Below are 26,901 nucleotides of genomic sequence, written 5' to 3'. Positions count from 1 at the left end.
CGACCTCTAGTTTGCTGGAAGCACCGTCTCGTAAACTGGAACACATGGACATCAACACCCTGATCGCACGCCGGGTCAAACAGCTGCGCGACGCGCAAAACTGGTCGCTCGATGCACTGGCCGAGCGCAGCAAGGTCAGCCGCTCGAATATCTCGCTGATCGAGCGCGGGCAGAGCAGCCCCACCGCGACCGTGCTCGACAAGCTCGCGACCGCGTTGAACGTGCCGCTCGCGTCGCTGTTCGAGCAGGATGGCGCACCGGCCGCCGAGCCGTCGCCGCTCAGTCGGGCGAACGGGCAGGCGGTGTGGACCGACCCGAGCTCCGGTTACGCGCGGCGTCATCTATCGCCGACCGCGCGCTCGGCGATCCAGTTGGTCGAGGTCAACTTCCCTGCGGGACAACGCGTCAGTTACGAAACCGGCGCCCGCGCCGCCGACATTCATCAACAAGTGTGGATGCTCGACGGGTCGATGGAAATTACAGTCGGCGACACCAGTTGGCGGCTCAAGACAGGCGACTGTCTCGCGATGCGGCTCGATAGCCCGATCGTGTTCCGCAATCCCACTCGCAAACGCGCGCGCTATCTCGTCGCGCTGAGCACATCGCCAGTCAATGAACGGAGCAACGGATGATCGATGACGTGACCATACGGCGCGTCGGCGCGAACGAAGCCGCGGCCTGCGTCGAAGCACTCGCCGACGTGCTCATCGACTGCGTGGAAGGTGGGGCGTCGGTCAGCTTCATGCTGCCGATCTCGCGTGACACGGCGCTCGGGTTCTGGCGCAACGTCGCGGACGGCGTGGCGCGCGGCGAGCGCGCATTGGTGATCGCTGAAGATCGGGACGGCAGCATCATCGGCACCGTGCAGTTGATCACCGCGCAACCCGAAAATCAGCCGCATCGCGCCGACGTCGCGAAGATGCTCGTGCACACAAAAGCGCGCCGGCGCGGCGTCGCTCACGCCTTGATGAGCGAGCTCGATCGCATCGCGCGGGAAGAAAAAAAATCGGTTCTCGTGCTCGACACCGTGACCGGCGGCGATGCCGAGCGGCTCTATCAGCGCGCCGGCTGGCAACGCGTCGGGAGCGTGCCGAATTACGCGCTGATGCCCGATGGCGCGTTCTGCGCCACGACGTTCTATTGCAGACAGCTTTGACCGGGCAGGCAGTCCGATCCGCGCAAGTATTTGAAAGTTTCAACTACTTGCCTATAATGCCTGCACTGCGTATGACGGTCGACAGCGGAGCAAATTCTTGTACTCGGACTTCCTGACTTTCAGGCTCGATCTGACCAGCGCGTTGCTGATCAACCGCGCGAACAGGGTCTACCGCGAGCACTGGGATCTCGACGTGCGTGCGCTGCGCGTGCTGCGCCTCGTATGCGCGGAGCCCGACATCACGCCCAAGGCCGTTTCGCAGCGCGCGCTGATCGAAAAAACGCTGCTTTCCAAGGTCCTCGCCGAACTTGAAACGCGCGGCCTGATCAAGCGCAACATGCATGCGTCGGACCGCCGCAGCATCGCGTTGCGCGCCACCGCGCACGGCCTCGAAGTCGCGCAGGCGTCGGAAGCGGTGGGCACTGAACTCGAAGTCGAGCTCGCGAAGGCACTCAGCCGGAACGAACGCAAGATGCTCGAACGTCTGCTCGACAAGCTTTCGCACAGCCTGCTCGAAAGCGACTGCGCAAGCGCGCGATCAGCGAGATCCTGATCGACGATCCACATTCCGCCGCTTTCTTCCTGGCGGTCACGCTAACAAGAATCCCTGCTGGCTCGACCAACACGAAACCACTCAGTGAATTCACACGCCGTCTATACCATTCTCGACCTGATCGGTACCTTCGTATTCGCGATCAGCGGCGCCGTGGCCGCGCGTCAGCGACGGCTCGACCTGTTTGGCATCGTCGTGATCGCCTTCATGGTCGCGTGCGGCGGCGGCATCGTGCGCGACGTGTGCATCGGCGCGATCCCACCCGCGGGGCTGTCGAACTGGCGATATCTGGCTACCGCGCTGGCCGCGTCGGCGGTGACGATTCTCGCGTATCCGCAGGTGCGCCGGCTGCGTCAGCCGGTGTTGTTCTTCGATGCGATCGGGCTGGGCCTGTTCGCGGTGTCGGGCGCGCAGAAGACGCTCGTGTACGGCCACAATGCGGAACTCGCGATTCTGCTCGGGGTCGTCAGTGCGGTGGGCGGCGGTGTGATGCGCGACATCGTGCTCTCGCGCGTGCCCGCGATTCTCGAGCGCGAGATCTATGCATCGGCCGCGTTGTTCGGCGCGGCGGTGCAGGTGGGCTTTTCGTATGCGGGCTGGACCGACTGGTGGACGCCGTGGTTCGCAACGCTCGCGTGCGTGCTGGTGCGGCTCGCGTCGCTACGCTACGGCTGGCGGCTGCCGGTCTTCCTGGGCCGACGCACGGCCGAGACGCGCGACAATCCATAACGGGCGCTTCGTGCTTCAGCTCGCGCTTTGCGGAATCACACGCGCCGGGCAGCAGTGTCGGCAGGCGTTGGGCGGTGGTCGCAGTTGCAGCGCGCGATGCGGATGAATGGCAACGCTGCGAGCCGGTTCTGGATTACCCACCCGCACCTTCCGGCTGATGCGGCACGAGTCGCGCCTTCGCGTGGCGCATCTTCTCCAGCGTCTCGGGGCCGGCCTTCAGCGCGACACCGATCGCGAGCGCGTCCATGATGCACAGATGCACGAGCCGCGACACGCCCGGCGTGTTCGGGTCGATCGGGCTCGCCACGCGCAGCAGCAGCGGAATATCGACGAGCCATGCGAGCCGCGAGCCGACGTTGGTCAGCGCGATCGTCGTCGCGCCGCGCTCCTTCGCGATCTGGATGCTCTCGTTCACCTCGACGCTGCGCCCCGAATGCGAGATCGCAAACGCGACGTCGCCGGGCTCCATCAGGCCGGCGTAAAGACGCTGCAAATGACCGTCGGTAAACGCGGCCGCCGCGATGTCGATGCGCAACAAGCGCAACGCCGCGTCCTGCGCGACGAGCCCCGAGCCTGAACCCACGCCGAAGAAAAACACGCGCCGGGCGCTGGAAAGCGCCGCAATCGCGCTTTCGACCACGGCCGGATCGAGCGCGCCGCGCGCATGCGTGATGCCGTCGATCGCCGCTTCGCCGACCTTGTCCATCAAGGTCTGCACGTGGTCGTCGCGCGCGACCGCGGTCGATGCATACGGCAGCCCGCCCGCCACGCTCTGCGCGAGCTGCATCTTGAAGTCGCGCAGACCGTGCGCACCGATCGCGCGGCAAAAACGCGTGACGGAAGGCTCGGACACTTCGGCGCGCTGCGCGAGTTCGGTGATGCTCGCGCGCATCGCGAAGTCGACGTCGGCGAGCACCATGTCGGCGACCTTGCGCTCGGCGGGCCGCAGACTCGCGAGTGCGCTGCGGATATGGGGAATCAAGTTCGGTGCGGACACCCGGTGTTCCTTAGGGTCTGTTTACATATGGATCCGCGTCGCTCGCAGCTGCTTCGGCTTCGGTCGGCCTGATTCGAGTTCAGGCCGCGCGCGGTTCAGACCAGCCTGCGTCCACTCTCCGTATCGAATAGATGAATGTGTTCGGCCGGCAGACGCAGCGCGACACGCTGACCGGGATCGATCTTCGAGCGTTCGCGCGTGGTCACGCACCACGTGGTGCCGCCGATTTTCCCGTACAGGTGTGTCTCGGCGCCAGTCGGCTCGATCACTTCGACATCGAGCGCGGCATCCGGGATCTGCGTCGTGACCTCGATGTGCTCGGGCCGCACACCGAGCGTGACCTTCGCGCCGACCACGGCCGACGCGGGCGTGCGTTCGAGCGCGACTTCGCTGCCGTCCGCGAGCTTCAACGCGAGGCCCGCACCCTGCGTGCGATTGACGATCACGCCCTCGGCGAAATTCATCGACGGTGAGCCGAGGAAGCTCGCGACGAACAGATTCGCCGGCCGGTCATAGAGTTCGAGCGGCCGGCCGATCTGCTCGATACGTCCCGCGTTCATTACGACGATGCGATCGGCCATCGTCATCGCTTCGATCTGATCGTGCGTGACGTAGATCACTGTGTTCTTCAAGCGCTGATGCAGCGCCTTGATCTCGGTTCGCATCTGCACGCGCAGCTTCGCGTCGAGATTCGACAGCGGTTCGTCGAACAGGAACAGCGACGGCTCGCGCACGACCGCGCGGCCCATCGCGACGCGCTGCCGCTGACCGCCCGACAGTGCGCGCGGCAAGCGGTCAAGATAGCCGCTCAGGTTGAGCATCTTCGCGGCCGCATCAATGCGCGGCTTGAATTTCTCCGGGGATTCCCTACGAATTCTCGGACCGAACGCGATGTTTTCATACACCGACAGATGCGGATACAGCGCGTAACTCTGAAACACCATCGAGATGTTGCGCTGCTGCGGCGCGAGCGTATTCGCGCGCGTGCCGCCGATCATCAGATCGCCGCCGCTGATTTCCTCGAGCCCGGCGACCATCCGCATCAGCGTGCTCTTGCCGCAGCCCGACGGACCGACCAGCACGACGAACTCGCCGTCGTCGATGTGGAGATCGATGCCGTGCACGACCTGGGTGTCGCCATAGCGTTTGAAGATGCCGCTCAGTTGCACTGCTGCCATGCTGTCCTCATTGTCTTGCTGCGTGTTGTATTGCCGGTGTCGGATCGCGCACGCCGCGCGCGGCTCAGAACGACTCGAGCGTCAGCTCCTGCGCCATCAGGCGGTTGCCCGCCATCAAGCCGCCATCGACCGGCAGCGCGACGCCGGTGATCACGCGCGCTTGCGGCGACGCGAGAAACAGCACCGCGTCGGCGATGTCGTCGGGCGTCGCGAAGTCGCGCAGCGGATACCACTTCTTCAGTTCCTCGAACACCTGCGGGTTCTTGTCGACGCGCGCCTGCCATGCCTGCGTCTTCACCGTGCCCGGACACACGATGTTCGCGCGAATGCCGTAGCGGCCCAGTTCGATCGCGAGCGCCTTCGTATAGCTGATCAAACCGGCCTTCGCGGCGCTATACGCGGGATGGCCGAGCGCGGCGAGCCCGTTCACCGAGCCGATCAGCACGAGCGCGCCGCGCTGTCGTTCGATCATCGATGCGCGCACCGCCTCGACCGTGTGATACGTGCCGTTCAGATTCAGATGGATGTCGTGCTGCCAGCTTGCGGCGTCGGTGCTCGCGAGCGACGCGCCGAGCGCCGCGCCCGCGTTCGCGACCAGCACGTCGACCGGTCCGCGCTGCGCGACCGCGACGGCCACCGCCTGCTGCACCGCGGCGGCGTCGCCGAGATCGACCGCGACCGGCGCGATCTTGTCCGCGCCGAGCCGCGCGCTCAGCGCTTGCAGCGCGGCCGCGTCGATGTCGAGCGCGAGCACGGTGTCGCCCGCCTCGACGAAGCGCTCGCACAACACGCTGCCGATACCGCCGCATGCGCCCGTTACCAATACGACACGTTCCATGTGATCCTCGCTCGTTCTCCTGGCTCTTTCAACCGCCTTGCCGTCGCCTTCCGCCACCCGGCTCGCGCCCCGCGCCACACTGTAAATTTCCTACATGAGCGACCACCAACGGCTGTCGGGTTATCCCGAAGAGTGGGCTTTCGTACCATCGCACAATGCAGAATAGCCCATGCTTTACAGCATCTTATGCACAAAACCGTCCGGGAAAAAATATCGCAGACCCTACGTGACAAGCAATTTTGCGTCATGTAGGATTTTTTCAAACAATTTACCCAAGGCGGCCGGCGACGGCAGCAAACCACCCACAGGAGAGAGAAAAATGTCGTTGCATGCCCGTGCTTCCCTCGCGCTAGGCAAAGTCGCCGTGGCGCTCGCGTTTGCAGGTATCGCCGTGTCGGCCCACGCCGACACGGTCCGCGTGACGGTCGCTCACTACAGCGACGCGACCGCGCCGTACTTCGAGAAAATGGCCCGCAACTTCGAGAAGGCCAATCCCGGCACGACCATCAAGATCGAAGACGTGAACTGGGACACGCTGCAACAGAAGCTGCAAACGGACATCTCCGGCGGCGCCAACGCCGACCTCGCGATCGTCGGCACGCGCTGGCTGCTCGACTTCGTGAAGGACGACGTTGCCGAGCCGCTCGACGGCTACATGGACGCGAACTTCAAGGCCCGCTTCATCGGTCCGTTCCTGGCGCCTGGCCAGATCAACGGCAAGACCTACGGGCTGCCGATCGCCGCTTCCGCGCGCGCGCTGTACTACAACAAGGATCTGCTCGCGAAAGTCGGCTACCCCAACGGCCCGAAGACCTGGAACGAGGTGATGGACGCATCGAAGAAGCTGAAGGCGCAAGGCGTCGCCGGCTTTGGTCTGCAAGGCAAGGAAATCGAAACCGACGTCTACTATTACTACGCGCTGTGGACGATGGGCGGCGACGTGGTCGGCAAGGACGGCAAGGCCGCGTTCAATTCGCCGGCAGGCGTGAAGGCCGCGACCATGTACAAGCAGATGATCGACCAGGGTCTCACGCAACCGGGCGTCACCGGCTATAGCCGCGAAGACGTGCAGAACCTGTTCAAGCAGGGCCGCGTCGCGATGGTGATCTCCGCGCCGTTCCTCGCGAAGCAGATCAAGAAGGAAGCGCCGAACCTGAAGTACGGCATCGATCCGGTGCCGATGGGCACGACGCACGCCACTTACGCGGTCACCGATTCGATCGTGATGTTCAAGAACTCGAAGGTGAAGAAGTCCGCATGGAAGTTCCTCGACTATCTGTTCACGAAGGAACCGCGCGTCGAGTTCACGACGACCGAAGGCTTCCTGCCGACCACGAAGGCCGAAGCGACGGACCCGGCGTTCAACGATCCGGACCTCAAGGCATTCATCGCGTTGCTGCCCACTGCTCACTTCGCGCCGACCGTGACCGGCTGGGAAGACACCGCGAAGGCCGTGACCGACGCGATGCAGTCGATCTACCTGAACAAGGCGCAACCGGCTGACGCGTTGAATGCGGCGGCTGCGCAGGCGAACAAGTCGCTCGGCCACTGATACGCGGCTTTTGGCAATAGCGAGGCGAACAGGGAACGCGCGGCGCCGTGACGACGACGTCGCGCGCTCCGCCGCGCCACCTGCGCAATCGAGCCGACGCGGCACGATGCACTCTCCGGCCCATTCCGTCGCGCCCGCCGCCTGAAGGCGGGCGCGTCTTACGATCGAGCACGCATGAGCCGTTCCGTTTCTCCGCGCGCGCGCGCGCCCTGGTTGCTGATTGCGCCGAGCCTCGTGCTCGCGCTGTTCATCATCAGCTATCCGATTTTCAACATCGTGTGGCAATCGCTGCATGAGGTATCGCGCTTCGGCGCGATCCGCGACTTCACCGGTGTACAGAATTTCATCAACGTGTTCGAGGACCCGGTGTTTCTCGCCTCCGTACGCCGCACGATCATCTGGACCGTGTGCGTGGTGGGCGGCACGGTGCTGATCTCGGTACCCGTCGCGCTGATTCTGAATCAGGACTTTCACGGCCGTGGCGTGGCGCGCACCATCGTGATGCTGCCGTGGTCGGTCTCGCTGACGATGACCGCCGTCGTCTGGCGCTGGGCCTTCAACGACGACTACGGTATGGTCAATGTCACGCTGCAGCGGCTCGGCCTGATCGGCGGCCCGATTCATTGGCTGGCGACGCCCGAGTTCGCGTTCCCCGTCGAAATCGCGGTCGGCATTCTGGTGTCGATTCCGTTCACGGTGACGATCTTTCTCGGCGGCCTGTCGTCGGTGCCGGGCGATATTTACGAAGCCGCGCGTATCGACGGCGCGAGCGCCTGGCAGCAGTTCCGTCAATTGACGATGCCGTTGCTGCGCCCCTTCATCAACATGGCGATCCTGCTGAACGTGATCTACGTGTTCAACTCGTTTCCGATCATCTGGGTGATGACGCAAGGCGGCCCCGACAACAGCACGCACATCCTCGTCACCTATCTGTACGAACTTGGCTTCCGGCTCGGACGCCCCGGCGAAGCAGCCGCCGTGTCGCTGATCATGCTCGTGATGCTGTTCGTGTTCTCGATCGCTTATCTGCGTCTGCAACCCGCGAAAGAAGGAGTGCAGTCATGAGTCTGAGCGCGAAGACAAAACGCTCGCTGTGGTGCTGGCTCGCGCTGTCGCCGCTCGTAGTCGTCGTGCTGTTTCCGTTCGCGGTGATGTTCTTCACCGCGGTCAAGCCCGCGTCGGAGATCTTCGTCTATCCGGCGCGCTGGCTGCCGGTGCAATGGCAGTGGCGCAATTTCGTCGACATGTGGGACGCGGCCAACTTCGGTGTCGCGCTGCGCAACAGCGCGATCATCAGCTTCCTGTCTACCGCGCTCGCACTCGCGGTGAGCCTGCCCGCCGCTTACGCGCTCGCGCGCTTCCCGTTTCGCGGACGCGGCCTGTACCGGCAGTTCCTGCTCGTCACACAGATGCTTTCGCCGATTCTGCTGGTGGTGGGCCTGTTCCGGCTCGCCGCGATGATTCCGTGGGGCGACGGCAACCTGGTCGATTCGAGGATCGGCGTGATCGTGTCGTATGCCGCGTTCAACATCGCCTTCGCGGTGTGGATGCTGTCGTCGTACTTTCAGACCGTGCCGCAGGATCTCGAGGAATCCGCGTGGCTCGAAGGCTGCAGCCGCATGCGCGCGGTGTTCAAGGTGTTTCTGCCGCTCGCGGTGCCGGCGATCGTCGTGACCGCGATCTTCACGTTCATCAATGCGTGGAACGAGTTCGCGGTCGTCTATACGCTGATCCGCTCGCCGGAGAATAAGACGCTGACCGTGCAGGTGACCGATATGGTGGCGGGCAAGTACGTGGTCGAATGGCATCTGGTGATGGCCGCGACGTTGGGCGCGACGTTGCCGGTTTCGATCGTGTTTGCGTGGTTGCAGCGTTATATGGTGAAGGGGCTCGCGCTCGGCGCGGTGAAGTAAGCTGCTGCGCGGCGCGTGCCGCGCAGTGTTCGCTTGCGGCTCGCGCGTCAGTCGGCGCCGCGCACGATCCGCAGATCGCGCTCGACGCCATCGCCCAATGCGGCCAGCGCCTTCTTGTACTCCTCGCTTTCATAAGCGGCCACGGCCTGCTCGTAGGTCGGGAATTCGATCACGACCGTGCGCTCCTTCAGGCCCTGCTCGCGCGCCTCGTCCGCCACACCGCGTACCAAGAACTTGCCGCCCGCCGCCGCTACCGCGGCCGGGGCCAGTTGCGCGTACGCGGCCAGTTTCTGCGGGTCGTTCGTCTTGCGGTACGACGACACCCAATAACCTTTGCTCATTCCAATCTCCTTGTTTGATTAACTAACGCGGGACCAAAGCAGTCGCGGGCTTACATGGTAGCAAAGAGGCGCAGATTCGTTCTTCGCGTGGTTCGCTATTGAACGTTTTGTGCACTAGGATTGCTTGTGCACATTTCAGGTGACGGACTATTCGAGGAGGCAGCGAATGTGCGAGCGATACGAGTCGTTTTGTGCTTGCTGTGGCGGTTCCGACCACCGGGCGATGAGCCGACGGACTTTCATCAGCCTGCTTGCGGGCAGTGCCGCCGGACTCGCGATGCCATCCGCGTTCGCGGCCGATACGCCCACCGTGCCCACGATAGCTTATGACTCGATTCCCAATCCCGTACGTTTGCCGAACGACATGTACTTCGGCGAATGCTCGGGCGTCGCGCTCAATTCGCATGGCCACATCTTCGTGCTGTCGCGCGGCAACACCAGCGGGCCCGCGTATGGCGCGGCCGCCGCGCAATTGCTCGAGTTCGCACCCGACGGACGGTTCGTGCGCGAGATCGGCCACAACCTGTATGCGTGGTCGTTCGCGCACACGGTGAAGGTGGACCGGCACGACAACATCTGGATCACCGACAAAGGCTCCGACATGGTGATCAAGTTCACGCCGGAAGGACGCGTCGCGATGGTGTTCGGCCGCAAGCAGGAGGCGTCCGATGAAGGCACCGCGCCGCTCAAGCATCCGAATCCGCCGCTGCCGTCCGAGCCCGGACGCTTTCGTCAGGTGACCGACGTCGCGTGGGACAAGGCGGGCAACACCTATATCAGCGACGGCTACATCAATTCGCGCGTCGCGAAGGTCGATCGCGACGGCAACTGGCTGAAGTCATGGGGTGATCGCGGCACGGGTCCGGGACAGTTTCATACGCCGCACAGCATCGCGGTCGATGCGAACGACCACGTGTACGTCGCCGATCGCAGCAACAGGCGCATCCAGGTGTTCGATACCGAGGGCACGTTCCTGCGCCAGTTCACGATCGACGTGCCGGTGCCGCCGGACGCGCGCCCCGCGATCGGCAACCTGCCGAGCGAAGCGGACATCGCGGCGGGCACGTTCGCGCCGGGCTCGCCGTGGGCGATCTGCATTTCGCCGGGACCGCACCAGGTGCTCTATAGCGCCGATGCGTTTCCGGGCCGGATCTACAAGATGACGCTCGACGGCAAAGTGCTCGGCGTACTCGGCAAAGCGGGCAAACAGCCGAAGCAGTTCGGCTGGATTCACCAGATGGCGTGTCCTGCGGCGAACGTTTTATTCGTTGCGGAGTTGCTGAACTGGCGTATTCAGAAACTGGTTCTGCGTGCGTAACGGTCGTAGGGCCGTGGGCCGTAGGGCCGCCGCGATGCGCGACGGGCGGCCCTTATTCTTCGCCGACCGGTCCCGTCGATGTCAAGCCGTCTCAGTCGTAGTGACGATGCTTGTGATGGTGCTTGCCCGATTGGTAGCCGCGGGAGTAGTCGTTGGCATATGAGTTCGAGCGCGAGACGTTGCCGCCGAGCGCCGAACCCGCGCCGCCGCCGAGCGCCGCGCCGACGAGCCCGCCGGTGCGGCCGCCCATCGCGTTGCCGGCCGCGGTGCCCGCCCCGCCACCAAGCGCGCCGCCGATGATCGCGCCGGTGCGTTCGCGGCGATTCGACGTGACCGCGCCGCCCGCCCCGCCGCCCACTGCGCCGCCGATCACCGCGCCGGTGCTACCGCCCACCGCGCCGCCGACTGCCGCGCCAGCGACGCCACCGAGCGCGCCGCCGAGCATGTTGTTCATATCACCGGCGAGTGCCGGCAACGACGCCGCGGCGCTCAATGCAGCCACGGCAACCATCTGGATGATTTTCTTCGACATATCGGGTCTTTGTTTTAGTGAGACGGCGCCGAGTATAGCGGGGCTTCGGAAAGGGCTTTGTAACCACGACAGTCCGTGGCGGTAAGACGTGTAACAAAATGAATGGGGCATTGTTTTTTGCAGGGACCATGGAAAAACAAGGGCCGCTCGTGATGAGCGGCCCCTGGAATTTGAATGCCGATCAGTGAATCAAATCTATCTTTCTACCCGCGCCGCTTCTTCCGCAATCCAATCGTCTCGAACAGTTCATACTCCGGTGTCGGCGTCTGATCCGCGCCCGGCGCATGGTAGTAGTTCATCGTGATCGTGGTGTCGCCGCCGGGCTGCCCGGGATCGTAATCGAACACCGCGATGCCGTAGCCGGTGCCGGTGTCGCGTTGCGCTGACCATATCGCGTCTTCGACCGCATCGGCGCTCGCGCGCACGAACGTGCCCGCGGTCGTCGACGGCATCGGGCGATTCGGCTTCGTGAAGATGCGCGCCTGCGGCAGGCCTGTGCCGGTATCGACGCCGTACACGTCGAGCGGCGCGCTCGTGCCGCCGCCGCCGAGAATCAGGTGGATCGTGCCGTGGCTCGTATCGAACGTCGATGCACCCGCCGATACCGCCGACATGATCGGCTTGGGCTGCAACGTATCGACCGGGCGCCCCGTCGCGATGTCGCTGCCCTTGTTGTGATTGCAACCGCGCACCGGATAGCTGCGCTCGTAGTCGTGATCGTGACCGCACAGCACGAGGTCCACACCATAGCGATCGAACAGCGGCAGCCACGCTTCGCGAATGCCCTTGTCGGAACCGTTGCCGGTCTTCGACGAACTGAGCGCGTCCTGATGCATCTGCACGATGATCCAGTCCACGCCGTCATCGTGCGACGCATGCTGTAGCACCTTTTCGAGCCAGCGCGTTTGCTCGCCATTGCTGTAGCCGCGCACGTACAGCGACGTGCCCGCCGGAATCGGCGGATTGCCGGTACTCGCCACCGGCGTCAGCGATGCCGGCCCGGCGACGAAAGCGGCGGCATCCTGATAGACGACGTCGTCCGCATCGAGCGAAATGAACAGCACCGAGCCGACGCGGAAGCTGTACCAGCGGCCCGGAAAACGCGTGTGATTATCGGGCAGCGCGTAGCGCGACAGATACGACGCAAGGCCTTGCTCGCCATTGTTGAATTCGAGTTCGTGATTGCCTGGACACGGCATCCACGGCCGGTTCGACGCCGACGTCTGCGCGTTGTTGCCGAAGTCGCGCCACACCTCGGGCTGGTGCATCGGGCTCAGATTCGCGTAGCACAGGTCACCGTTCAGCAGATGGAACAGCGGCTGGAAGCGCTCGACGGCCGCCACCGCGAAGCGGCTTTGCGGCGACGACAGCACCCAGTTCGTATTCGGCGTCGCGAGATCGCCGTAGCTCGTCCAGCGAAATGGCGCGCGGCCGCGCGGCGCGGTGCGAAAACTCGCGGTGAAGGGTTGCGATGCGTTGCTGTCGTTATCGGCCGTCACTTCGTACTGATAGCTCGTGTCGGCCTTGAGCTCACGCACGCGCGCGTGATAATTGAATACGACCTCGCCGTTGATGCCGTCGGTGTAAGTGCTTTGCACCGCGTGCACCGTATGTTTCGCGTGGTCCCCGCTGTTCACGCCGCTCACCCGAACCTGCGGATTGACTGCGGGCGCGAGCGACGACCACGACACGGTGACTTCGCTCGTCGGGTCGCTGCCCCAGGTCAGATGGATCTGTTCGGGCGTGCCATCGGGTGCGCCGCTATTCGCGCCGCGCGCGGTCGACGCGAGCGCGCCCGCCGCCGTCGCGAGACTCGATACGCCGGCGAACTTCAGAAAGCCGCGACGCGATACGATCGATGCGCCGTGTTCATCGGCAGGCGTTGTCTTGACGATTTTTCTGTTCGACATGTCCGGTATTGTTGTTCAGGTGGAAGAATGCCAGCGCACAACAACGCCCCGCGGGGCGAGCGCGGACGGAAAGTGACGGACGATCGTAGCCGGACGGCGATGACAGCCCGATGAAAACATCGGGTGAGCAGCGGAAGGAGAGGTTCGATATCGAAAGGTTTACAAAAACAAATTGCCGGTGCCGCGCGTGATTCGATCACGCGCATGCAACCGGCAATCCGTTTGACGTCCGTTCAGGTCTGCGAGCTTGAATCGTCCGCGGCTTGAGCGTTGTCGGCGTCGGCCTGCTTCTCTTCTTCTTTCTTTTCCACCAGCGATTCCAGCTTGCCGGCACCCTCGAACCCGGCGATAGCGGCCACGCCTTTGGTCAACAGACCCGCTTCGGGATCGACTTTCTCCGCAGCTTCCACGGCGGCAACCGCACCGGCAATCTTGCCCACTTCGTCCAGCAGTCCCATATCGCACTCCCACAAAAATAAATGAAACTGCATCCTCTCACGAACTTTATGGCATGTCGTCAAATGTTACATCGCTTAACGATGAAGCTTTCCGAGTGAAATTTAAATGGCTGCGTCACACCCGGGCGGGCGGCTGCGGATTGTTCGCGGGATTCGTGTCGTACCTCGAAACGCGAAGAATGCCGTTCGTGTCGATCAGCTTTGACAAGCCGGCCTCGAGGGCATCCGCCACCTCCTTGCCATACACTTCGTCGCCGTTCACATAGAGCGTGAACGATTGCAGGTACTTCGCTTTCTTTTCCGGATTCCCGATGGTCTGCCGCGTCCATTGATAAAGCGGGTAATTCTCGGTACCGATTCTTTCGGCTTCGCTGACATAGTCGGCGAATGCATCGAACTGGCATTTGAGCGTGGCGTGATGCGCTTGCAGGACGGCACGAAGCGCTGGATGCGCGGCGCACGACGGGTCCGCGCGCAGCGAGTCGGCGAGTTCCGCCGATGCGGTGATACGCAACTGGAATTGCCAGGGAGACGACATCTCGACCTCGATCGTGTCGGTAACGGATATCAAAAGTCAGCGGGCGCGGCCTTGTCGGCAACACGCGCGTCGAGCACCGCTTCGCACTGCTCGATTTCGTCGTTGCACATCGGCTTGCCTAGCAGATAACCCTGCGCATGCGTGCAACCGCATACGCGCACGAAATTGAGCTGCTCCTGGTTTTCGATGCCCTCGGCCGTGGTCGGCATGCCGATTTCGCGCGCAAGCGCGACGATGCCGCGCACCACGGCCGCCGATTCCCGCCCATGCACGGACTCGCGGACGAACGAGCTGTCGATCTTCAGTTTGTCGAACGAGAAGCGCACGAGCGTCGACATCGTCGAAAAGCCGGTGCCGAAGTCGTCGAGCGCGAGCCCGATGCCCAATGCGCGCAACCGGGTGATATTGCGGCGAGTCACTTCGTCGTCGTTCAATAGCGCCGTTTCCGTGACTTCGAGATTGAGCCGCGTCGGCGGAAGCTTCGTTTTTCGAAGTATTGCCGTGACCGTCGATGCAAACGATTCCTCGCGCAACTGAACCGGCGATACGTTGACCGCGACGATCACCTTGTCGCGCCACGCCGCCGCAGCCATGCACGATTGCAGCAGCACCCATTCGCCCAATGCGAGGATCAGGCCGGTGCGCTCGGCGGTGGGAATGAACGCGGACGGCGACAACTCGCCGCGCGTCGGATGGGTCCAGCGAATCAGCGCCTCGCGGCCCGCTACTGCGCCGGTATTCAGATCGACGATCGGCTGATATTCCATGCGCAAACCGTTGAACGACTTCAGCGCGCCTTCGAGGTCGCTGCGCAACAGGCTCAGGCTTTCGTCGGACACGTGCTGCTCGGCATCGAAAATCGCGAACGCGCTTTTGCCGCTTCGCTTGACGCCATACAACGCGCGGTCGGCGCAGATCAGCAATTGCGGGCCCGTTTTCGCATGTTCGGGATAAAGCGCGATGCCGACGCTCGCGCCGATATGGACGAGCGCTTCACTCAACACGAACGGCCGCGCCAGCGTTCTGACGATGCGATCGGCCAGCACGCGCACATCGCGAAGCTGCCCGGTGTCGTCCGAAATCGCGACGAACTCGTCGCCGGACAGACGGCCAACCTGATCGCCGCTCGGCAGCAGATCGCGCAAACGTGTCGCCGCTTCCTGAAGAATCTGGTCGCCGGCGGCATGGCCGAGACTGTCGTTGATCGCCTTGAAACCATCGAGGTCGATCAGCAGCACCGCGAACGCCTCGCCCTGCCGCGTCGAATGCTCGCCGCTGCGTTCGAGCAGCAATTCGCTGATACGCGCGCGATTCGGCAAACCGGTCAGGCTGTCCTGGCGCGCGAGGCGATGACTGTTTTCGCGCGCGAGCAGCAACGCGACGGTGTCGCGATTACTGCGCAGCGCGACCGTGAAAAAGCCGGCCGCGCAAAACGGCGCCTGAAATAGCAGCACGAGCTTGCCGTTGCCCGGCGACATCGCCGCGCCGATACTCAGAAAGCTGAGAATAAACACGATCTGCAATAACGCGAGCCGCGGCGTGCTCGCATTGCGGCCGGCCAATCCGCCGATCACACCGACCGCGCAAACGTTTCCAAGCAGAAATAGCGTGGGACTTGCGCTGATATTGCATAGCAATGTGCCGAAGCCGAATAGCGCGCTCCACAACAGACTCGCGAGAATAAACGCGGAAGTCGGGGTGGGCAGCCCTTGCGCGGCGCGCTTGCGGCATAGCCAGATCAGCAGGAGCCGCGCGATCAGCAACGCGACGACCGCAATGCCCCACGCGGCATACAGCGGAATCGGGTAAAGATAATACGCGGTCGCGCAAACGCTGATTTCGCAAATCGACGCAAAAACGATCGATGCGGTCCGCGTGAACAGGTTGGCAAGCAGAATCTGCCGGTTATCCGGACTCAGGTTCTGGGCCGAGGACACGACCCACCTGAAAAATGGAGACCTTGGTTCGGTAAAAGCCATGACCTGCGCATTCGACGGTGGGTGGGTCCGAATCGGCATGCGAATGGACGGCTCGTGCAGCGATCACATAAGCATAAAATATCAGATTAATGCAGGCAATGGCGTGAAATGACCCGCAGCCGTTGCGGAACGGCAATAAAAAAGAGGAAGAGCGCGGCTCTTCCTCTTTGATGATTTCCAGCAGCCTCGGCTTCCCGAGTCGCGATTGCCGGCCTTGCCTAGTCGTACAGCACGGCTGCGATCTTCGGATCGTTCATATTGGTCTTGTCGTACCAGTAGAAGCCGGTGTCGACCTTCTTCGGCAGCTTCTCCCCGTGCAGCGCCTTGACCGCCGAGTCGACCGTGCATTTGCCGATACCGACCGGATTCTGCGTAATCGCGCCGGCCATCAGGCCCGACATAATGTTCTCCTTCTGCTCCTTGCCGGAGTCGAAGCCGATCAGCACGAGTTTCTTACCCGATTCCTTGACGCCGATCGCCGCGCCTTCCGCGGAACCTTCGTTCGCACCGAAGATGCCCTTCAGGTTCGGATTGGCCTGGATCATTGCCTTGGCGATTTCCGCGGACTTCAGGTGATCGCCGGCGCCGTATTGCACGGACACGATCTTGATGTTCGGATGCTTCGACTTCATCTGGTTCAAGAAACCGTCGCGGCGATCGACACCGGTGCGGCTCGTCTGATCGTGCACGATCACGCCGACTTCGCCAGAATTGCCGATCAGCTCGGCCATCTTGTCGGCGGCGAGCGCGGCGGCGGCGACGTTGTCCGTCGAGCAGGTCGTCAAAGGAATATCGCTGTCGACGCCCGAGTCGAATGCGATCACCGGAATCTTCTGGTTCTGGGCGCGCTTGAGCAAGGGGATGGCCGCCTTGCTGTCGAGCGCGGCGATACCGAGCGCCTGCGGTTTCTTCGCGAGCGCGGCCGACAGCATGTCGATCTGCTTGTCGACCATCGCTTCCGTTTCCGGTCCCTCGAACGTGATCCTGACGTTGTTCGCTTTCGCGGACTGCTCGGCGCCCGATTTGACGGCCTGCCAGAACTGGTGCTGGAAGCCCTTCGAAATAAGCGGAATATACGGCTCGTCCGCATACGCGAGACAACTTCCGCCGACGAGCGCACCGACACCGACCGCGACACCGATTAGTCTTCTCTTCAACATGGGGCCTCCTCCAATGGTTGGGCTATCAAGCCGCTATCGAGCTTCAGGGGGAGCCTTCGCGCGCCCCTCTCGCTCATGGTTCTGGGTTTGCTGCTTATTTGCCGCCTATTTGCTGCTTCGTTGTTCCCGCGTCAACTGCTCCGGCTGCGCCGCAGGATGTCCGCATACACCGCCAGAATGATGATCAGACCCGTCACGACGATCTGCCACTCCTGCGCGACCGACATGATGCGCAGTCCGTTGGTCAGCACGCTCATGATGAAAGCACCGATGATGGTGCCGAGTATCGTGCCCGAGCCGCCGCTCAACGAGGTGCCTCCGATCACGACCGCCGCGATCGCATCGAGCTCGTAGCCCTGACCGAGCGCCGGTTGCGCCGAATTCAGCCGCGACGCGATCAGCAGACCCGCGATACCGCAGATCGAGCCGCCCACGCCGTAAATCGCGATCTTCCAGCGATCGACATTGACGCCCGAGAGCCGCACCGCTTCCTCGTTGCTGCCGAGCGCGAACGTATAGCGGCCGAGTGCGGTGCGATTGAGCGTAATAGAACTGACGATCGCAAGAAAGAACAGGATCAGTACCGCATTCGGAATCGGCACGCCCGGCAGGAAATAGCCGATCAGCGAGTCCTGGGAAATACGGTAGAAGTTCTCGGTATCGGTGAAATAGATCGGCTTGTCCGCCGATACGACGAGCGAAAGCCCTTTGAGCAGCATCATCATGCCGAGCGTCGCGATGAATGGCGGGATCTTCATTTTCGCGGTCAGCGTGCCGGATACCGTGCCGCATACCGCGCCCGTCGCGAGTGCCGCGAGTACGCCCATCCACATCGGCAGATGCCAGTAAGTGAGAAACACCCCGCAAATCACGGCGGTAAACGTCATCAACGTACCGACCGACAGATCGATGCCGCCCGTGATGATCACGAACGTGGCGGCGATCGCCAGCACGCCGTTCACCGCGGTCGCCTGCAAAATACCAAGGATGTTGTCCATCTGCATGAATGCCGGCGACGCGAAGCTGAAGAACACCAGCAGCAGGATGAGGCTCGCGAACGCGAGCATCTTTTGCACCGCGGTCGGCGCGAAAATGCGCGCTTTCAGGCCGGAAGTGCGTCTTTCGTTGTCCAGCGTCGCTGTATCCGTTTGCAATGTCATGTCATAGACCTCTTCAGGCTTGTGCCGTTTTCAGGGTTTCGCGTTGCGTCGCGAGATGCATGATGCGCTCCTGCGTCGCTTCGCTGGCGGACAGTTCGCCGGTAATGCGGCCTTCGCACATCACGACGATGCGGTCGCTCATGCGCAGAACCTCAGGCAGCTCGGAGGAGATCATCACGATCGCCTTGCCTTGCGCCGCCAGCGAGCGCAGCAGCTTGTAGATTTCGCTCTTCGCGCCGACATCGATGCCGCGCGTCGGTTCGTCGAAGAACAGCACGTCGCAATCGCGCTCGAGCCATTTCGCAATTACGATCTTCTGCTGATTGCCGCCGGACAGGAGCCGCACCTGCTGAGTCGCTGAAGGCGTGCGAATTGCAAGCAGCTTGATGAAGTGCCGCGCTCTTTTGCGAATCTGCCCGCGGCGCAGGAACATATTGAATGACAGGAACTTGCCGAGATCGGACATTACGATGTTCGATTCGACGTCCATTCCCGTGGCGAGACCGAAGCGCTTGCGATCTTCGGACAGGTAGCCGATGCCGCGCCTGACCGCATCACTGGGCTTTTTAATCGAAGCCTTCGCGCCCTTCACGAGAATCTCGCCCGATTCGACCGGATCGGCGCCGAATACCGCGCGCGCGACCTCCGTGCGGCCCGCTCCCATCAGGCCGGCGAAGCCGAGTATTTCGCCCTTGCGCAATTCGAAACTGACGTCGCGCACCAGCGGGCCGGCAACGAGATTTCTCACTTCGAGCGCGAGTTCGCCTTTCACCGGCGCGCTCTCGACCGGCATCAAGTCGCTCAGCGTGCGTCCGACCATCATGCCGATGATCGTCTCGACACTGGTACCCTCGGTCGGCACGGTGGCCACATACTCGCCGTCGCGCATCACGGTGACGCGATCGGTGATCTGCTTCAACTCGTCCATCTTGTGCGAGATATAGACGACGCCGACGCCACGCTCTTTCAATTGACGGATGATCCGGAACAGTTCCGCGATCTCGGCATCGTTGAGCGCGGACGTGGGCTCGTCCATGATCAGCACGCGCGAATCGAAAGACAGTGCTTTCGCGATCTCGACCATCTGCTGACTCGCCACGGTCAACGTGCCGACCATCGTGCGCGGATCGAGTTTCACGTGCATGCGGGCGAGGATCTCGCTTGCCTGCGCATTCAGTTTGTCTTCGTCGAGGAACAGACCGAGACCTTTGCGCGGCTCGCGGCCGATAAAGATGTTCTGCGCGATGCTCAGATGATTCATCAGTTGCAGTTCCTGATGAATGATGCCGATGCCGACCGCCTGCGCGTCGCGCGGACTTTGAAAATCGACGGGTTTGCCGTCGAAGATGATTTCGCCGGAATCGCGCGTATAGACGCCGGCGAGAATTTTCATCAGCGTCGACTTGCCCGCGCCATTCTCGCCCATCAGCGCATGGACTTCGCCGGCCACGAGTTCGAACCGGATGTCATGAAGCGCTCTGACGCCCGGAAAGCTCTTGCAAAGCTTGTTGACGGAAATGAGTGGGTTCATGTGCTGATCTGTCGACGGCTACCTATATCACCAACGCTTTTGCGGTGGAGCTTTTTACGGCTTGAACAACGGCTTTCATGCCAGCTTTCATTCAAGGCGCGAACAGGTCGGGCCGCTCTTTTGCGGACCGGTGCAATTCGGCGACGACCTGGTCGAGATGATCGTGCATCGCTTTCGCGGCCGCATCGCCGTCGCCGGCGCAAAGAGCCTTGAAGATGGTCTCATGCTCTTCGAGCGTATGCACGACCCGTTCGGGACTCGAGAGCAATTGCCTCGCGCGATCCAGCGCATTGCGCGATACCGAGACGATTTCCTTCACGCGCGGCAACTTCACCGCGTCGAGCAGGATTTCATGGAAAGCCAGATCGAGCGCGTGAAACGCCAGACGTTCGCCACTTCCGGCCAGACTGCGCTGCTGATCGAGATTGCTGGCCAATGCGTCGAGCGTCGCCCGGTCGCGCATCAGCGCCACGCCACGCACCGTCTCGACTTCCAGCGCGCTGCGGATGAATAGATGCTGGCGGATGTCGTCGAGCGCAATCGGTTTGACGCGCGTGCCGCGCTGCGGCAATACCTCGACGAGACCCGCATGCGCAAGCCTCGCCAACGCGGACGAAACCGGAAAGCGCGACACCCCCATTCGTTCGCAGACGGCAATCTTGTCGATCATCATGCCGGGTTCCAACGCCAACGTAACAATCGCTTCTCGCAACGCCGCCTCGACCGCGTCGGTCAGGCTGCCGCGCTCGCCGCCGCCGACTTTTTGCAGTGCGACATACGGATCACCGGCGGCATTCTCAAGTTCGGTCGAGGAATTCACGAAGGCCTTGATTTCGAGAAGACATGCTAGCATGCTAGAAAGTGAATGCCGTGTTGTCAACGCGTACAAATGCCTGGAGATGCCTAGGGATGCCTGGTATCTGAGAACTACGGGCTTACCCGTACGGGCGGCAGGAACGCGCACATATAGACGTGCGCCGATTGCGATCCGTCTGCGTCCGCAGACGACAAGCCGATAGCCATAGCCCCGGAGGGCGCGCAGATGACCACGATCACCAGGCTGTCCGTTCGGGACATCCGGTTTCCAACTTCACGTTCGCTGGACGGCTCCGACGCGATGAATGCCGCGCCGGACTACTCCGCCACCTACGTCACGCTCGAAACCGACACACCGAATCTCACCGGCCACGGCCTCACGTTCACGATCGGTCGCGGCAACGAAATCTGCGTGTCGGCCGTGAATGCACTGACGCCGCTGATCGTCGGCAAAAAGCTCGAAGACATCGCCGCAAATATGGGCGCTTTCTGGCGCGCATTCACTTCGGATAGCCAACTACGCTGGATCGGTCCGGACAAAGGCGCGATTCATCTGGGCACCGCGGCGGTCGTCAACGCGGTGTGGGACCTGTGGGCGAAATCCGTCGGCAAGCCGGTCTGGAAGCTGCTGGTCGACATGAGCCCGGAAGAACTCGTGCGCTGTCTCGACTTTCGCTACGTGACCGATGCGATCACGCCGCACGAAGCACTCGCGATGCTGCACCGGCACGCCAGGACCAAAGGCGAGCGCGAAAAGGAAATGCTCGCGCACGGCTATCCCGCCTATACCACCTCCGCGGGCTGGCTCGGTTACGACGACGACAAGATTCGCCGTCTCGCGCGCGAAGGCGTCGCGCAGGGATGGACGCATTTCAAGCAGAAGGTCGGCGGCGATCTGGAAGAAGACGTGCGGCGCGCGCGCATTCTGCGCGAAGAGATCGGCGAGAACCGGAAGCTGATGATGGACGCGAACCAGGTGTGGGACGTCGATGAGGCGATCGCGAACATGCGCCGTCTCGCCGAGTTCGACCCGTGGTGGATCGAGGAGCCCACGAGTCCCGACGACATCCTCGGTCATGCGGCGATTCGACGGCGGCTCGGTTCGATTGGCGTCGCAACTGGCGAGCATTGCCACAATCGGGTGATGTTCAAGCAACTGCTGCAAGCGCAAGCCATCGACTTTTGCCAGATCGACAGTTGCCGGCTCGGCGGACTCAATGAAGTGATCGTCGTACTGCTGATGGCCGCGAAGTTCGGTGTGCCCGTGTGCCCGCATGCGGGTGGCGTCGGTTTGTGCGAGTATGTGCAGCATATTTCGCTATTCGACTATATCTGCGTGTCGGCCTCGCTCGAGAATCGCGTGCTCGAATATGTCGATCATTTGCACGAGCATTTCGTGGATCCCGTCGTGATTCGCAACGGGCGCTACATGCCGCCGCAAAGGGCGGGGTATAGCATCGAGATGTTGGATGAGTCGTTGGACCGGTACTGGTTTCCCGAAGGACAAGCGTGGCAGGAATAAAGCTGGACGGTAAGGGTTCTATTTGCGTCGTTTCAGGCGTATAACGGCAAACTTCACTCACGCTGTTATCGCTCGATTCGATGCGCGCCACCCGCCCCTTACCCTCTCTGCTTTCGCTGCGCGCCATTGAACTCCCCGACAAAGGCCGCGTACTATGCGAAAGTCCACGCGGCTTTCGAACTGCTGCGACTCGGCACCAGCGAAGTCCGCGCATTCTCCACCGAATGTAAAGCGCTGAGTGTCGGCCTGCTGTCTTCATTCGCGAGCCGCTGGCTCGCGTCGCGAACGCCTGAATTCAATTCATCCCCTCGGAGCCGTCAATGTCTTCTCCGCTGTCGCCCGCCGCCATCGACGCAATGCGCGCCCGCACACCCGGCGTTCGCAGTACCACGCACTTCAATCATGCCGGCGCGTCGCTGCCGTCGGCCGCCACGCTCGAAGCGATTCACGCGCATCTGTTGCGCGAAGCGTCAATGGGACCCATGGAAGCGGGCGCGGCTGCCCGCGAGCAGACCGAACGGGCGCGCACGCTCGCCGCGCGACTGCTGAACGCCCAGCCGGTCGAGATCGCGTTGACGACAGGCAACTCGCCGGGCTGGGGTGCAGCTTTCGCGGCATTGGGTCCATGGCGCGCAGGACAACGCATCCTCGTTGCGCGGCACGAATGGGGCGGCAATCTCGCGACGATGCGTCTGGTGGCGCAGCGCGCGGGTGCATCGATCGAGACGATTCCTTCCGATGCCAGTGGCAGGGTCGATCCTCGCGCGCTCGAAGCGATGCTCGACGACCGGGTCCGACTGATTGCGCTCACGTGGCTGCCGGCCAATGGCGGACTGATCAATCCAGCCGCCGCGATTGGGCGGATAGCACGCCATCACGGCATTCCGTATTTCATCGATGCGGCGCAGGCCGTCGGACAACTTCCAGTCGACGTCGCCGAGATCGGCTGCGATGTGCTGGCGGGCGCGGGCCGCAAGGCGCTGCGCGGACCGCGCGGCACCGGATTGTTATATGTACGACAGGACTTTCTGCCTCACCTGATGCCGGCCTTCGTCGACACGCACTCCGCGCCGCTCGATGCCAATGGCGACCCTGTACTGCGCGACGATGCCGCGCGTTTGGAATCATCGGAAGCGTCGCTTGCGCTGCATTGCGGATTGGCGAATGCATTGGAGGAAGCGCTGGAAATCGGCATCGACAACATCCGCGCGCAGATCGATCGGACCGCGCAAACTTTGCGCGAGGAACTGGCCGCGATGCCGGGCGTTTCCGTACTCGACCAGGGTGTCGAACGATCCGGGCTGGTGTCGTTCAACGTCGCCGGACGCGACGCGATGTCAGTGCGACGCGCGTTGGCGACACAGGGCATCGCGATCGGTTCGAATGGCGTCGCCTATACGCCGTTCGATATGACGAGCCGAGGACTGACACAGATCGCCCGCGCGTCGGTCAGCTACCTGACCACCAACGCCGAAGTTGATAAATTACTCGCTGGGATACGGACGTTGATACGTTGAGTACTCGAGTCATCGAGAACATTGCGTCAATCAAATGAATAGAAGCGCCTCTTTCAACTCAATCGGCCGCACACGACCATGAACTCCGCGTCATCGCACCGCCTCGATTTATCAGCTCACACCCCATTGCCGTAGGCGTTGGTCTGGGCGCGGTCGGCTCCGTGTCGGCGCTAGGCTGCCTGCTTGCCTGCGAGATGGCCAATCCGCACTGGTGAAAGACCGCACAAAAACGGAGCCTCTATGCCACAACAGCCCTTCCAGCTCTACACCGACGCGCAGTTCGCGAGCCCTTACGCGATGTCCGTCTTTGTCACGCTTCACGAGAAGCGCTTGCCGTTCGAGCTTTCGACCGTCGATCTCGCGAGCAAAGCGAATCACGCGTCGGACTATGCGGCCCGCTCATTGACGCGGCGCGTGCCGACGCTGATATACGAAGACTTCGCGTTGTCGGAATCGTCGGCAATTACCGAGTACCTCGACGAGGCTTTTCCGCAGACGCCGGTTTATCCGCTGGATCGACGTCTGCGCGCGCGAGCGCGCCAAGTGCAGGCCTGGTTGCGCAGCGATCTGCTGCCGATCCGCGAGGAGCGTTCCACCGAAGTGATTTTCTACGGATCACGCCGCGGCCCGCTTTCCAGCACCGCACAAGAAGCGGCACAAAAACTTTTCGCCGCCGCCGATGCTCTGCTTCCAGCCCATTCGCCAAATCTGTTCGGTGAATGGTGCATCGCGGACATGGACCTTGCATTGATGCTCAATCGGCTCGTTCTGAATGGCGATTCCGTTCCACACAAGCTCAATGAATACGCCACGCAACAATGGCAGCGCGCCAGCGTGCAACAGTGGGTCCAATTGGAACGTCCACCACTCTGAAGTTAACGGGTGTGGCCGCCCCATGCCGAAAAGCCATCGAAAGAAGCGGCAAAGAACCGCAAAAAATCTCAGTCGGGGCGCATTAAAGAAATATGGCAAACACGAATATTACGTTCTCGTTCTATCCGATTTTCGCTGCTCCGCCATTGCGCGATTTCGCGCCCGCTCCCTTTGCTGTTTGACGCGCACGATGGTGACAGCAATCAGCACGATTGCCAGCAACGTCAGTTCGATCATTGCAGGAATTCGAATGGGATCATAAAACATGACGGGCCTCCGTACATGCTTCCATCATAGTACGCAGGGCAACAAACGCTCGAGTATTGCGCTGCACCATTGCAATCTTATCGTCGCCATTACAGCAGCTTTATCCAACCGGATAAATCCGCGACTGACAAATTGCAAACATTCTGTCACGCAGAAACTTACAGCATTCAGATAGCTGTCCCTAAACAGTTTATTTGCGCTAGAGTACAGAAGCGATCAGTTTGGATCGTGAATCGTCCCGACAATTCAAAGGTGTTTTCTGCCACGCGTTTGGTTGCGTGTACTCAAGAAGCACCTGGACTCGTTGAAGACATCGCGCCATGCCATATTTCCCTGTCGCCTACTGTGGTCCCGCGGCTGTCCCCGCAAGCCTGTGGCTGCGCTGGAATACAGATCCGCCGTTGCTCGTCGCGCTCGCGGCGCTCGCATGGGTCGTGGCTAGTGGCCGCTCGGCGAATGCGCGGGCGGGATGGGTCGCCGTCGCGCTGATGGCCGTCGTGTTCGTGTCACCGCTGTGCGCGTTGTCGTCGGCATTGTTCTCCGCGCGCGTCGCTCATCACATCATTCTGATCGCTGCCGTCGCCCTCCTGCTCGCCCTCGCGTTGCCGCTGCCGCGCCTCGCGCATCCGCCGCTCGTGCCGGTGGTCGCCGCGCATGCGGTGATCCTCTGGCTGTGGCATGCGCCGGGGCCCTATGCGTGGGGACTGTCCACCGTACCCGGCTACTGGCTGATGCAGTTCACGTTGCTCGGCAGTGCGTGGCTGATGTGGCGCAGCATCTTCTCGCCGTTGCAGCCGACCGGCCCCGCGCTGATGGCGCTCGTTGCGACGATCGGCCATATGGGCCTGCTCGGCGCGTTGATCGTGTTCGCGCCGGTGCCGCTCTACGTCGTGCACTTCGCGACCACCGCCGCGTGGGGCCTCACCCCGCTCGCCGACCAGCAACTCGCCGGACTGTTGATGTGGGTACTAGCGATGATCCCCTATCTCGCGGCAGGACTTTCGCTCGTCTGGTCGAGCCTGCGCGTCGGAGAACCCGCACTGTGACGACCCTTCTGAAGTTCATTCATCTGGCCGCGATCTCGATCTGGTCGGGCGGTCTGATCGTGCTGCCGTATCTGTTCTGGCAACGCCGTGGGCTTGCGGCGGGCACCGAGCTCGACCGGCTGCACCGCATCACGCGGCTCGTGTTCGTGGAACTGACCTCGCCCGCCGCTTTCGTCGCGATTGCGAGCGGCACCGTGCTGATTTTTTTGCAGGCCACCTTCGTCGAGTGGTTCACCGCGAAGATGGTGTTCGTCGGCATCATGGCGATGCTGCACGTGCTGGCCGGCCTCTTGCTGCACGATCTTTATCTGCCCGGCGGCCGGTTCAGCTCTGCCTCGGCGATCACGCTAACCATCGCTTATCTGATCGTGATCGTCGCGATCATCTGGATCGTGCTGGCCAAGCCGCACATCGACTCGAACATGCTGGCCCCGCATCTGTTCGAGCCAGGCGCACTTGGCCGGTGGCTGCATCATTCCTTCGGCGAAACCAGAATCCCCACGCCATGATCGAACACGAGCTTGCCTCCATGCCACCCGGCGAAGCCCGTCATCACCGAGCTGAGCACCGACAGCACGAGACCATGCGGCAGGATCTCATCCGGATACAGAAGCCGCAGGCCCCAGTTCGCGCCCGCGAGCGCAACGAGCGTCATCGCGGCGACCGCATGCGACCAGCTCGCCTCCTTCAGGCGAATGCCGCGCACGAGCAGCAGCTCGGCCGTGCCGACCGCGCTTGCGGCAACGCCGCTCCAGAACGCGAAGCCGGCAGCCCACAGTCCGGCGCGGATCCAGAACGGGTCGCCCGTCCACCAGTAGATCACGTCGACGCCCAACGTCGCGACGACGAACGCGATCGGGAAATGCACCATCATCACGTGAATCGGATGGCCGACGAGCGCCACCGCCGAGCCCTTGTCGAGCCGCAGCAGTTCGAGCGTCACTTCGCTTCGCGTCTCGGTGCCAGACTTGCCTTTGTTTGCCATGGTGGTGTGCCCTCGCGTCGAATGCCTGGTGG

Annotated in this window: 28 protein-coding genes; 13 read left to right on the top strand and 15 right to left on the bottom strand. The window is 62.4% G+C overall.

Annotated elements, in window-relative coordinates:
- The first annotated feature begins 44 nt into the window (after positions 1 to 44).
- The 4 genes from OKW43_RS07220 to OKW43_RS07205 all read left to right on the top strand — a co-directional run bounded on the left by OKW43_RS07220 (position 45) and on the right by OKW43_RS07205 (position 2,438).
- Entirely contained in the window at positions 45 to 632 is a 588-nt protein-coding gene (locus tag OKW43_RS07220) for a helix-turn-helix domain-containing protein (protein WP_187634381.1), read from the top strand.
- Positions 629 to 1,156 (top strand): N-acetyltransferase family protein, encoded by a 528-nt coding sequence (locus OKW43_RS07215; protein ID WP_429446218.1) that lies wholly within the window; start codon positions 629 to 631, stop codon positions 1,154 to 1,156. The genes OKW43_RS07220 and OKW43_RS07215 overlap by 4 nt, the downstream gene beginning before the upstream one ends.
- A 97-nt stretch (positions 1,157 to 1,253) precedes the next feature.
- The gene (locus OKW43_RS07210; protein WP_187634379.1) at positions 1,254 to 1,709 is read left to right on the top strand and encodes a MarR family winged helix-turn-helix transcriptional regulator; all 456 of its coding nucleotides are present in this window, start codon (positions 1,254 to 1,256) and stop codon (positions 1,707 to 1,709) included.
- Positions 1,710 to 1,793: 84 nt separating this feature from the next.
- Positions 1,794 to 2,438 carry a trimeric intracellular cation channel family protein gene (locus tag OKW43_RS07205; protein WP_187634378.1) on the top strand — a complete coding sequence of 215 codons (645 nt, stop codon included), beginning with the start codon at positions 1,794 to 1,796 and terminating at the stop codon, positions 2,436 to 2,438.
- Between the two features lie 133 nt (positions 2,439 to 2,571).
- On the opposite strand, the gene OKW43_RS07200 is transcribed toward OKW43_RS07205, so the two are convergent.
- The 3 genes from OKW43_RS07200 to OKW43_RS07190 all read right to left on the bottom strand — a co-directional run bounded on the left by OKW43_RS07200 (position 2,572) and on the right by OKW43_RS07190 (position 5,451).
- A complete protein-coding gene (locus OKW43_RS07200; RefSeq protein WP_429446213.1) occupies positions 2,572 to 3,435 on the bottom strand; it encodes a MurR/RpiR family transcriptional regulator in 864 nt (287 codons plus the stop codon).
- Positions 3,436 to 3,530: 95 nt separating this feature from the next.
- A complete protein-coding gene (locus OKW43_RS07195) occupies positions 3,531 to 4,613 on the bottom strand; it encodes an ABC transporter ATP-binding protein (protein WP_187634376.1) in 1,083 nt (360 codons plus the stop codon).
- 64 nt (positions 4,614 to 4,677) lie between these two features.
- On the bottom strand, positions 4,678 to 5,451 hold the full coding sequence (locus tag OKW43_RS07190; protein ID WP_429446210.1) for an SDR family oxidoreductase: 774 nt from the start codon (positions 5,449 to 5,451) through the stop codon (positions 4,678 to 4,680).
- A gap of 319 nt (positions 5,452 to 5,770) precedes the next feature.
- On the opposite strand from OKW43_RS07190, the gene OKW43_RS07185 reads away from it, so the two are divergent.
- The 3 genes from OKW43_RS07185 (at position 5,771) to OKW43_RS07175 (ending at position 8,916) form a co-directional block, all read left to right on the top strand.
- A complete protein-coding gene (locus OKW43_RS07185; RefSeq protein WP_187634374.1) occupies positions 5,771 to 7,003 on the top strand; it encodes an ABC transporter substrate-binding protein in 1,233 nt (410 codons plus the stop codon).
- 174 nt (positions 7,004 to 7,177) lie between these two features.
- Positions 7,178 to 8,068: a carbohydrate ABC transporter permease gene (locus OKW43_RS07180; RefSeq protein ID WP_187634373.1), complete on the top strand. Its 891-nt coding sequence runs from the start codon at positions 7,178 to 7,180 to the stop codon at positions 8,066 to 8,068.
- Positions 8,065 to 8,916: a carbohydrate ABC transporter permease gene (locus tag OKW43_RS07175; RefSeq protein ID WP_187634372.1), complete on the top strand. Its 852-nt coding sequence runs from the start codon at positions 8,065 to 8,067 to the stop codon at positions 8,914 to 8,916. Before OKW43_RS07180 ends, OKW43_RS07175 begins: the two co-directional genes overlap by 4 nt.
- Positions 8,917 to 8,963: 47 nt before the next feature.
- Here the strand turns inward: OKW43_RS07175 and OKW43_RS07170 are convergent, their stop codons facing one another.
- Positions 8,964 to 9,257, bottom strand: a complete 294-nt coding sequence (locus OKW43_RS07170) for a DUF1330 domain-containing protein (protein ID WP_187634371.1) — start codon at positions 9,255 to 9,257, stop codon at positions 8,964 to 8,966.
- Between the two features lie 166 nt (positions 9,258 to 9,423).
- On the opposite strand from OKW43_RS07170, the gene OKW43_RS07165 reads away from it, so the two are divergent.
- Entirely contained in the window at positions 9,424 to 10,575 is a 1,152-nt protein-coding gene (locus OKW43_RS07165; RefSeq protein WP_429446205.1) for a peptidyl-alpha-hydroxyglycine alpha-amidating lyase family protein, read from the top strand.
- Between the two features lie 91 nt (positions 10,576 to 10,666).
- On the opposite strand, the gene OKW43_RS07160 is transcribed toward OKW43_RS07165, so the two are convergent.
- The 9 genes from OKW43_RS07160 to OKW43_RS07120 all read right to left on the bottom strand — a co-directional run bounded on the left by OKW43_RS07160 (position 10,667) and on the right by OKW43_RS07120 (position 20,696).
- Positions 10,667 to 11,107, bottom strand: a complete 441-nt coding sequence (locus OKW43_RS07160; protein ID WP_187634369.1) for a hypothetical protein — start codon at positions 11,105 to 11,107, stop codon at positions 10,667 to 10,669.
- Between the two features lie 203 nt (positions 11,108 to 11,310).
- Positions 11,311 to 13,017 (bottom strand): fibronectin type III domain-containing protein, encoded by a 1,707-nt coding sequence (locus OKW43_RS07155; RefSeq protein WP_187634368.1) that lies wholly within the window; start codon positions 13,015 to 13,017, stop codon positions 11,311 to 11,313.
- 233 nt (positions 13,018 to 13,250) lie between these two features.
- On the bottom strand, positions 13,251 to 13,475 hold the full coding sequence (locus OKW43_RS07150) for a hypothetical protein (RefSeq protein ID WP_187634367.1): 225 nt from the start codon (positions 13,473 to 13,475) through the stop codon (positions 13,251 to 13,253).
- A 115-nt stretch (positions 13,476 to 13,590) separates the two neighbouring features.
- Positions 13,591 to 14,013: a hypothetical protein gene (locus tag OKW43_RS07145; RefSeq protein WP_187634366.1), complete on the bottom strand. Its 423-nt coding sequence runs from the start codon at positions 14,011 to 14,013 to the stop codon at positions 13,591 to 13,593.
- A gap of 29 nt (positions 14,014 to 14,042) precedes the next feature.
- Positions 14,043 to 15,992: a putative bifunctional diguanylate cyclase/phosphodiesterase gene (locus OKW43_RS07140; protein ID WP_429446199.1), complete on the bottom strand. Its 1,950-nt coding sequence runs from the start codon at positions 15,990 to 15,992 to the stop codon at positions 14,043 to 14,045.
- Between the two features lie 218 nt (positions 15,993 to 16,210).
- Positions 16,211 to 17,152, bottom strand: coding sequence for an ABC transporter substrate-binding protein (locus OKW43_RS07135; RefSeq protein WP_187634364.1), 942 nt, complete (start codon positions 17,150 to 17,152; stop codon positions 16,211 to 16,213).
- A 131-nt stretch (positions 17,153 to 17,283) separates the two neighbouring features.
- A complete protein-coding gene (locus OKW43_RS07130; RefSeq protein WP_187634363.1) occupies positions 17,284 to 18,312 on the bottom strand; it encodes an ABC transporter permease in 1,029 nt (342 codons plus the stop codon).
- A gap of 13 nt (positions 18,313 to 18,325) precedes the next feature.
- Positions 18,326 to 19,843, bottom strand: coding sequence for a sugar ABC transporter ATP-binding protein (locus OKW43_RS07125; protein WP_429446195.1), 1,518 nt, complete (start codon positions 19,841 to 19,843; stop codon positions 18,326 to 18,328).
- Positions 19,844 to 19,934: 91 nt separating this feature from the next.
- Positions 19,935 to 20,696 carry a GntR family transcriptional regulator gene (locus tag OKW43_RS07120; protein WP_429446192.1) on the bottom strand — a complete coding sequence of 254 codons (762 nt, stop codon included), beginning with the start codon at positions 20,694 to 20,696 and terminating at the stop codon, positions 19,935 to 19,937.
- Positions 20,697 to 20,885: 189 nt separating this feature from the next.
- Here OKW43_RS07120 and OKW43_RS07115 point away from each other — a divergent pair, with 189 nt between their 5' ends.
- The 3 genes from OKW43_RS07115 to yfcF all read left to right on the top strand — a co-directional run bounded on the left by OKW43_RS07115 (position 20,886) and on the right by yfcF (position 24,571).
- Positions 20,886 to 22,181 carry an L-fuconate dehydratase gene (locus tag OKW43_RS07115; protein WP_429446189.1) on the top strand — a complete coding sequence of 432 codons (1,296 nt, stop codon included), beginning with the start codon at positions 20,886 to 20,888 and terminating at the stop codon, positions 22,179 to 22,181.
- 320 nt (positions 22,182 to 22,501) lie between these two features.
- A complete protein-coding gene (locus tag OKW43_RS07110) occupies positions 22,502 to 23,698 on the top strand; it encodes an aminotransferase class V-fold PLP-dependent enzyme (protein WP_429446186.1) in 1,197 nt (398 codons plus the stop codon).
- A gap of 240 nt (positions 23,699 to 23,938) precedes the next feature.
- Positions 23,939 to 24,571, top strand: a complete 633-nt coding sequence (gene yfcF, locus OKW43_RS07105) for a glutathione transferase (RefSeq protein ID WP_429447351.1) — start codon at positions 23,939 to 23,941, stop codon at positions 24,569 to 24,571.
- Between the two features lie 108 nt (positions 24,572 to 24,679).
- Here yfcF and OKW43_RS07100 read toward each other — a convergent pair whose 3' ends face one another.
- Positions 24,680 to 24,838 (bottom strand): hypothetical protein, encoded by a 159-nt coding sequence (locus tag OKW43_RS07100; RefSeq protein ID WP_429446183.1) that lies wholly within the window; start codon positions 24,836 to 24,838, stop codon positions 24,680 to 24,682.
- A gap of 320 nt (positions 24,839 to 25,158) precedes the next feature.
- Here OKW43_RS07100 and OKW43_RS07095 point away from each other — a divergent pair, with 320 nt between their 5' ends.
- Complete coding sequence (locus tag OKW43_RS07095; RefSeq protein WP_429446180.1) at positions 25,159 to 25,884, top strand: cytochrome c oxidase assembly protein; 726 nt, start codon at positions 25,159 to 25,161, stop codon at positions 25,882 to 25,884.
- The gene (locus OKW43_RS07090) at positions 25,881 to 26,393 is read left to right on the top strand and encodes a CopD family protein (RefSeq protein ID WP_187634356.1); all 513 of its coding nucleotides are present in this window, start codon (positions 25,881 to 25,883) and stop codon (positions 26,391 to 26,393) included. The genes OKW43_RS07095 and OKW43_RS07090 overlap by 4 nt, the downstream gene beginning before the upstream one ends.
- Here OKW43_RS07090 and OKW43_RS07085 read toward each other — a convergent pair.
- On the bottom strand, positions 26,357 to 26,869 hold the full coding sequence (locus OKW43_RS07085) for a DUF2231 domain-containing protein (protein WP_187634355.1): 513 nt from the start codon (positions 26,867 to 26,869) through the stop codon (positions 26,357 to 26,359). The genes OKW43_RS07090 and OKW43_RS07085 overlap by 37 nt on opposite strands.
- Positions 26,870 to 26,901 lie beyond the last annotated feature (32 nt).

The organism is Paraburkholderia sp. WC7.3g (assembly GCF_050436345.1).
GTDB lineage: Bacteria > Pseudomonadota > Gammaproteobacteria > Burkholderiales > Burkholderiaceae > Paraburkholderia > Paraburkholderia podalyriae.
Note: the sequence above shows the minus strand (reverse complement) of the source record. Positions and strands in the feature narration are given on the sequence as shown.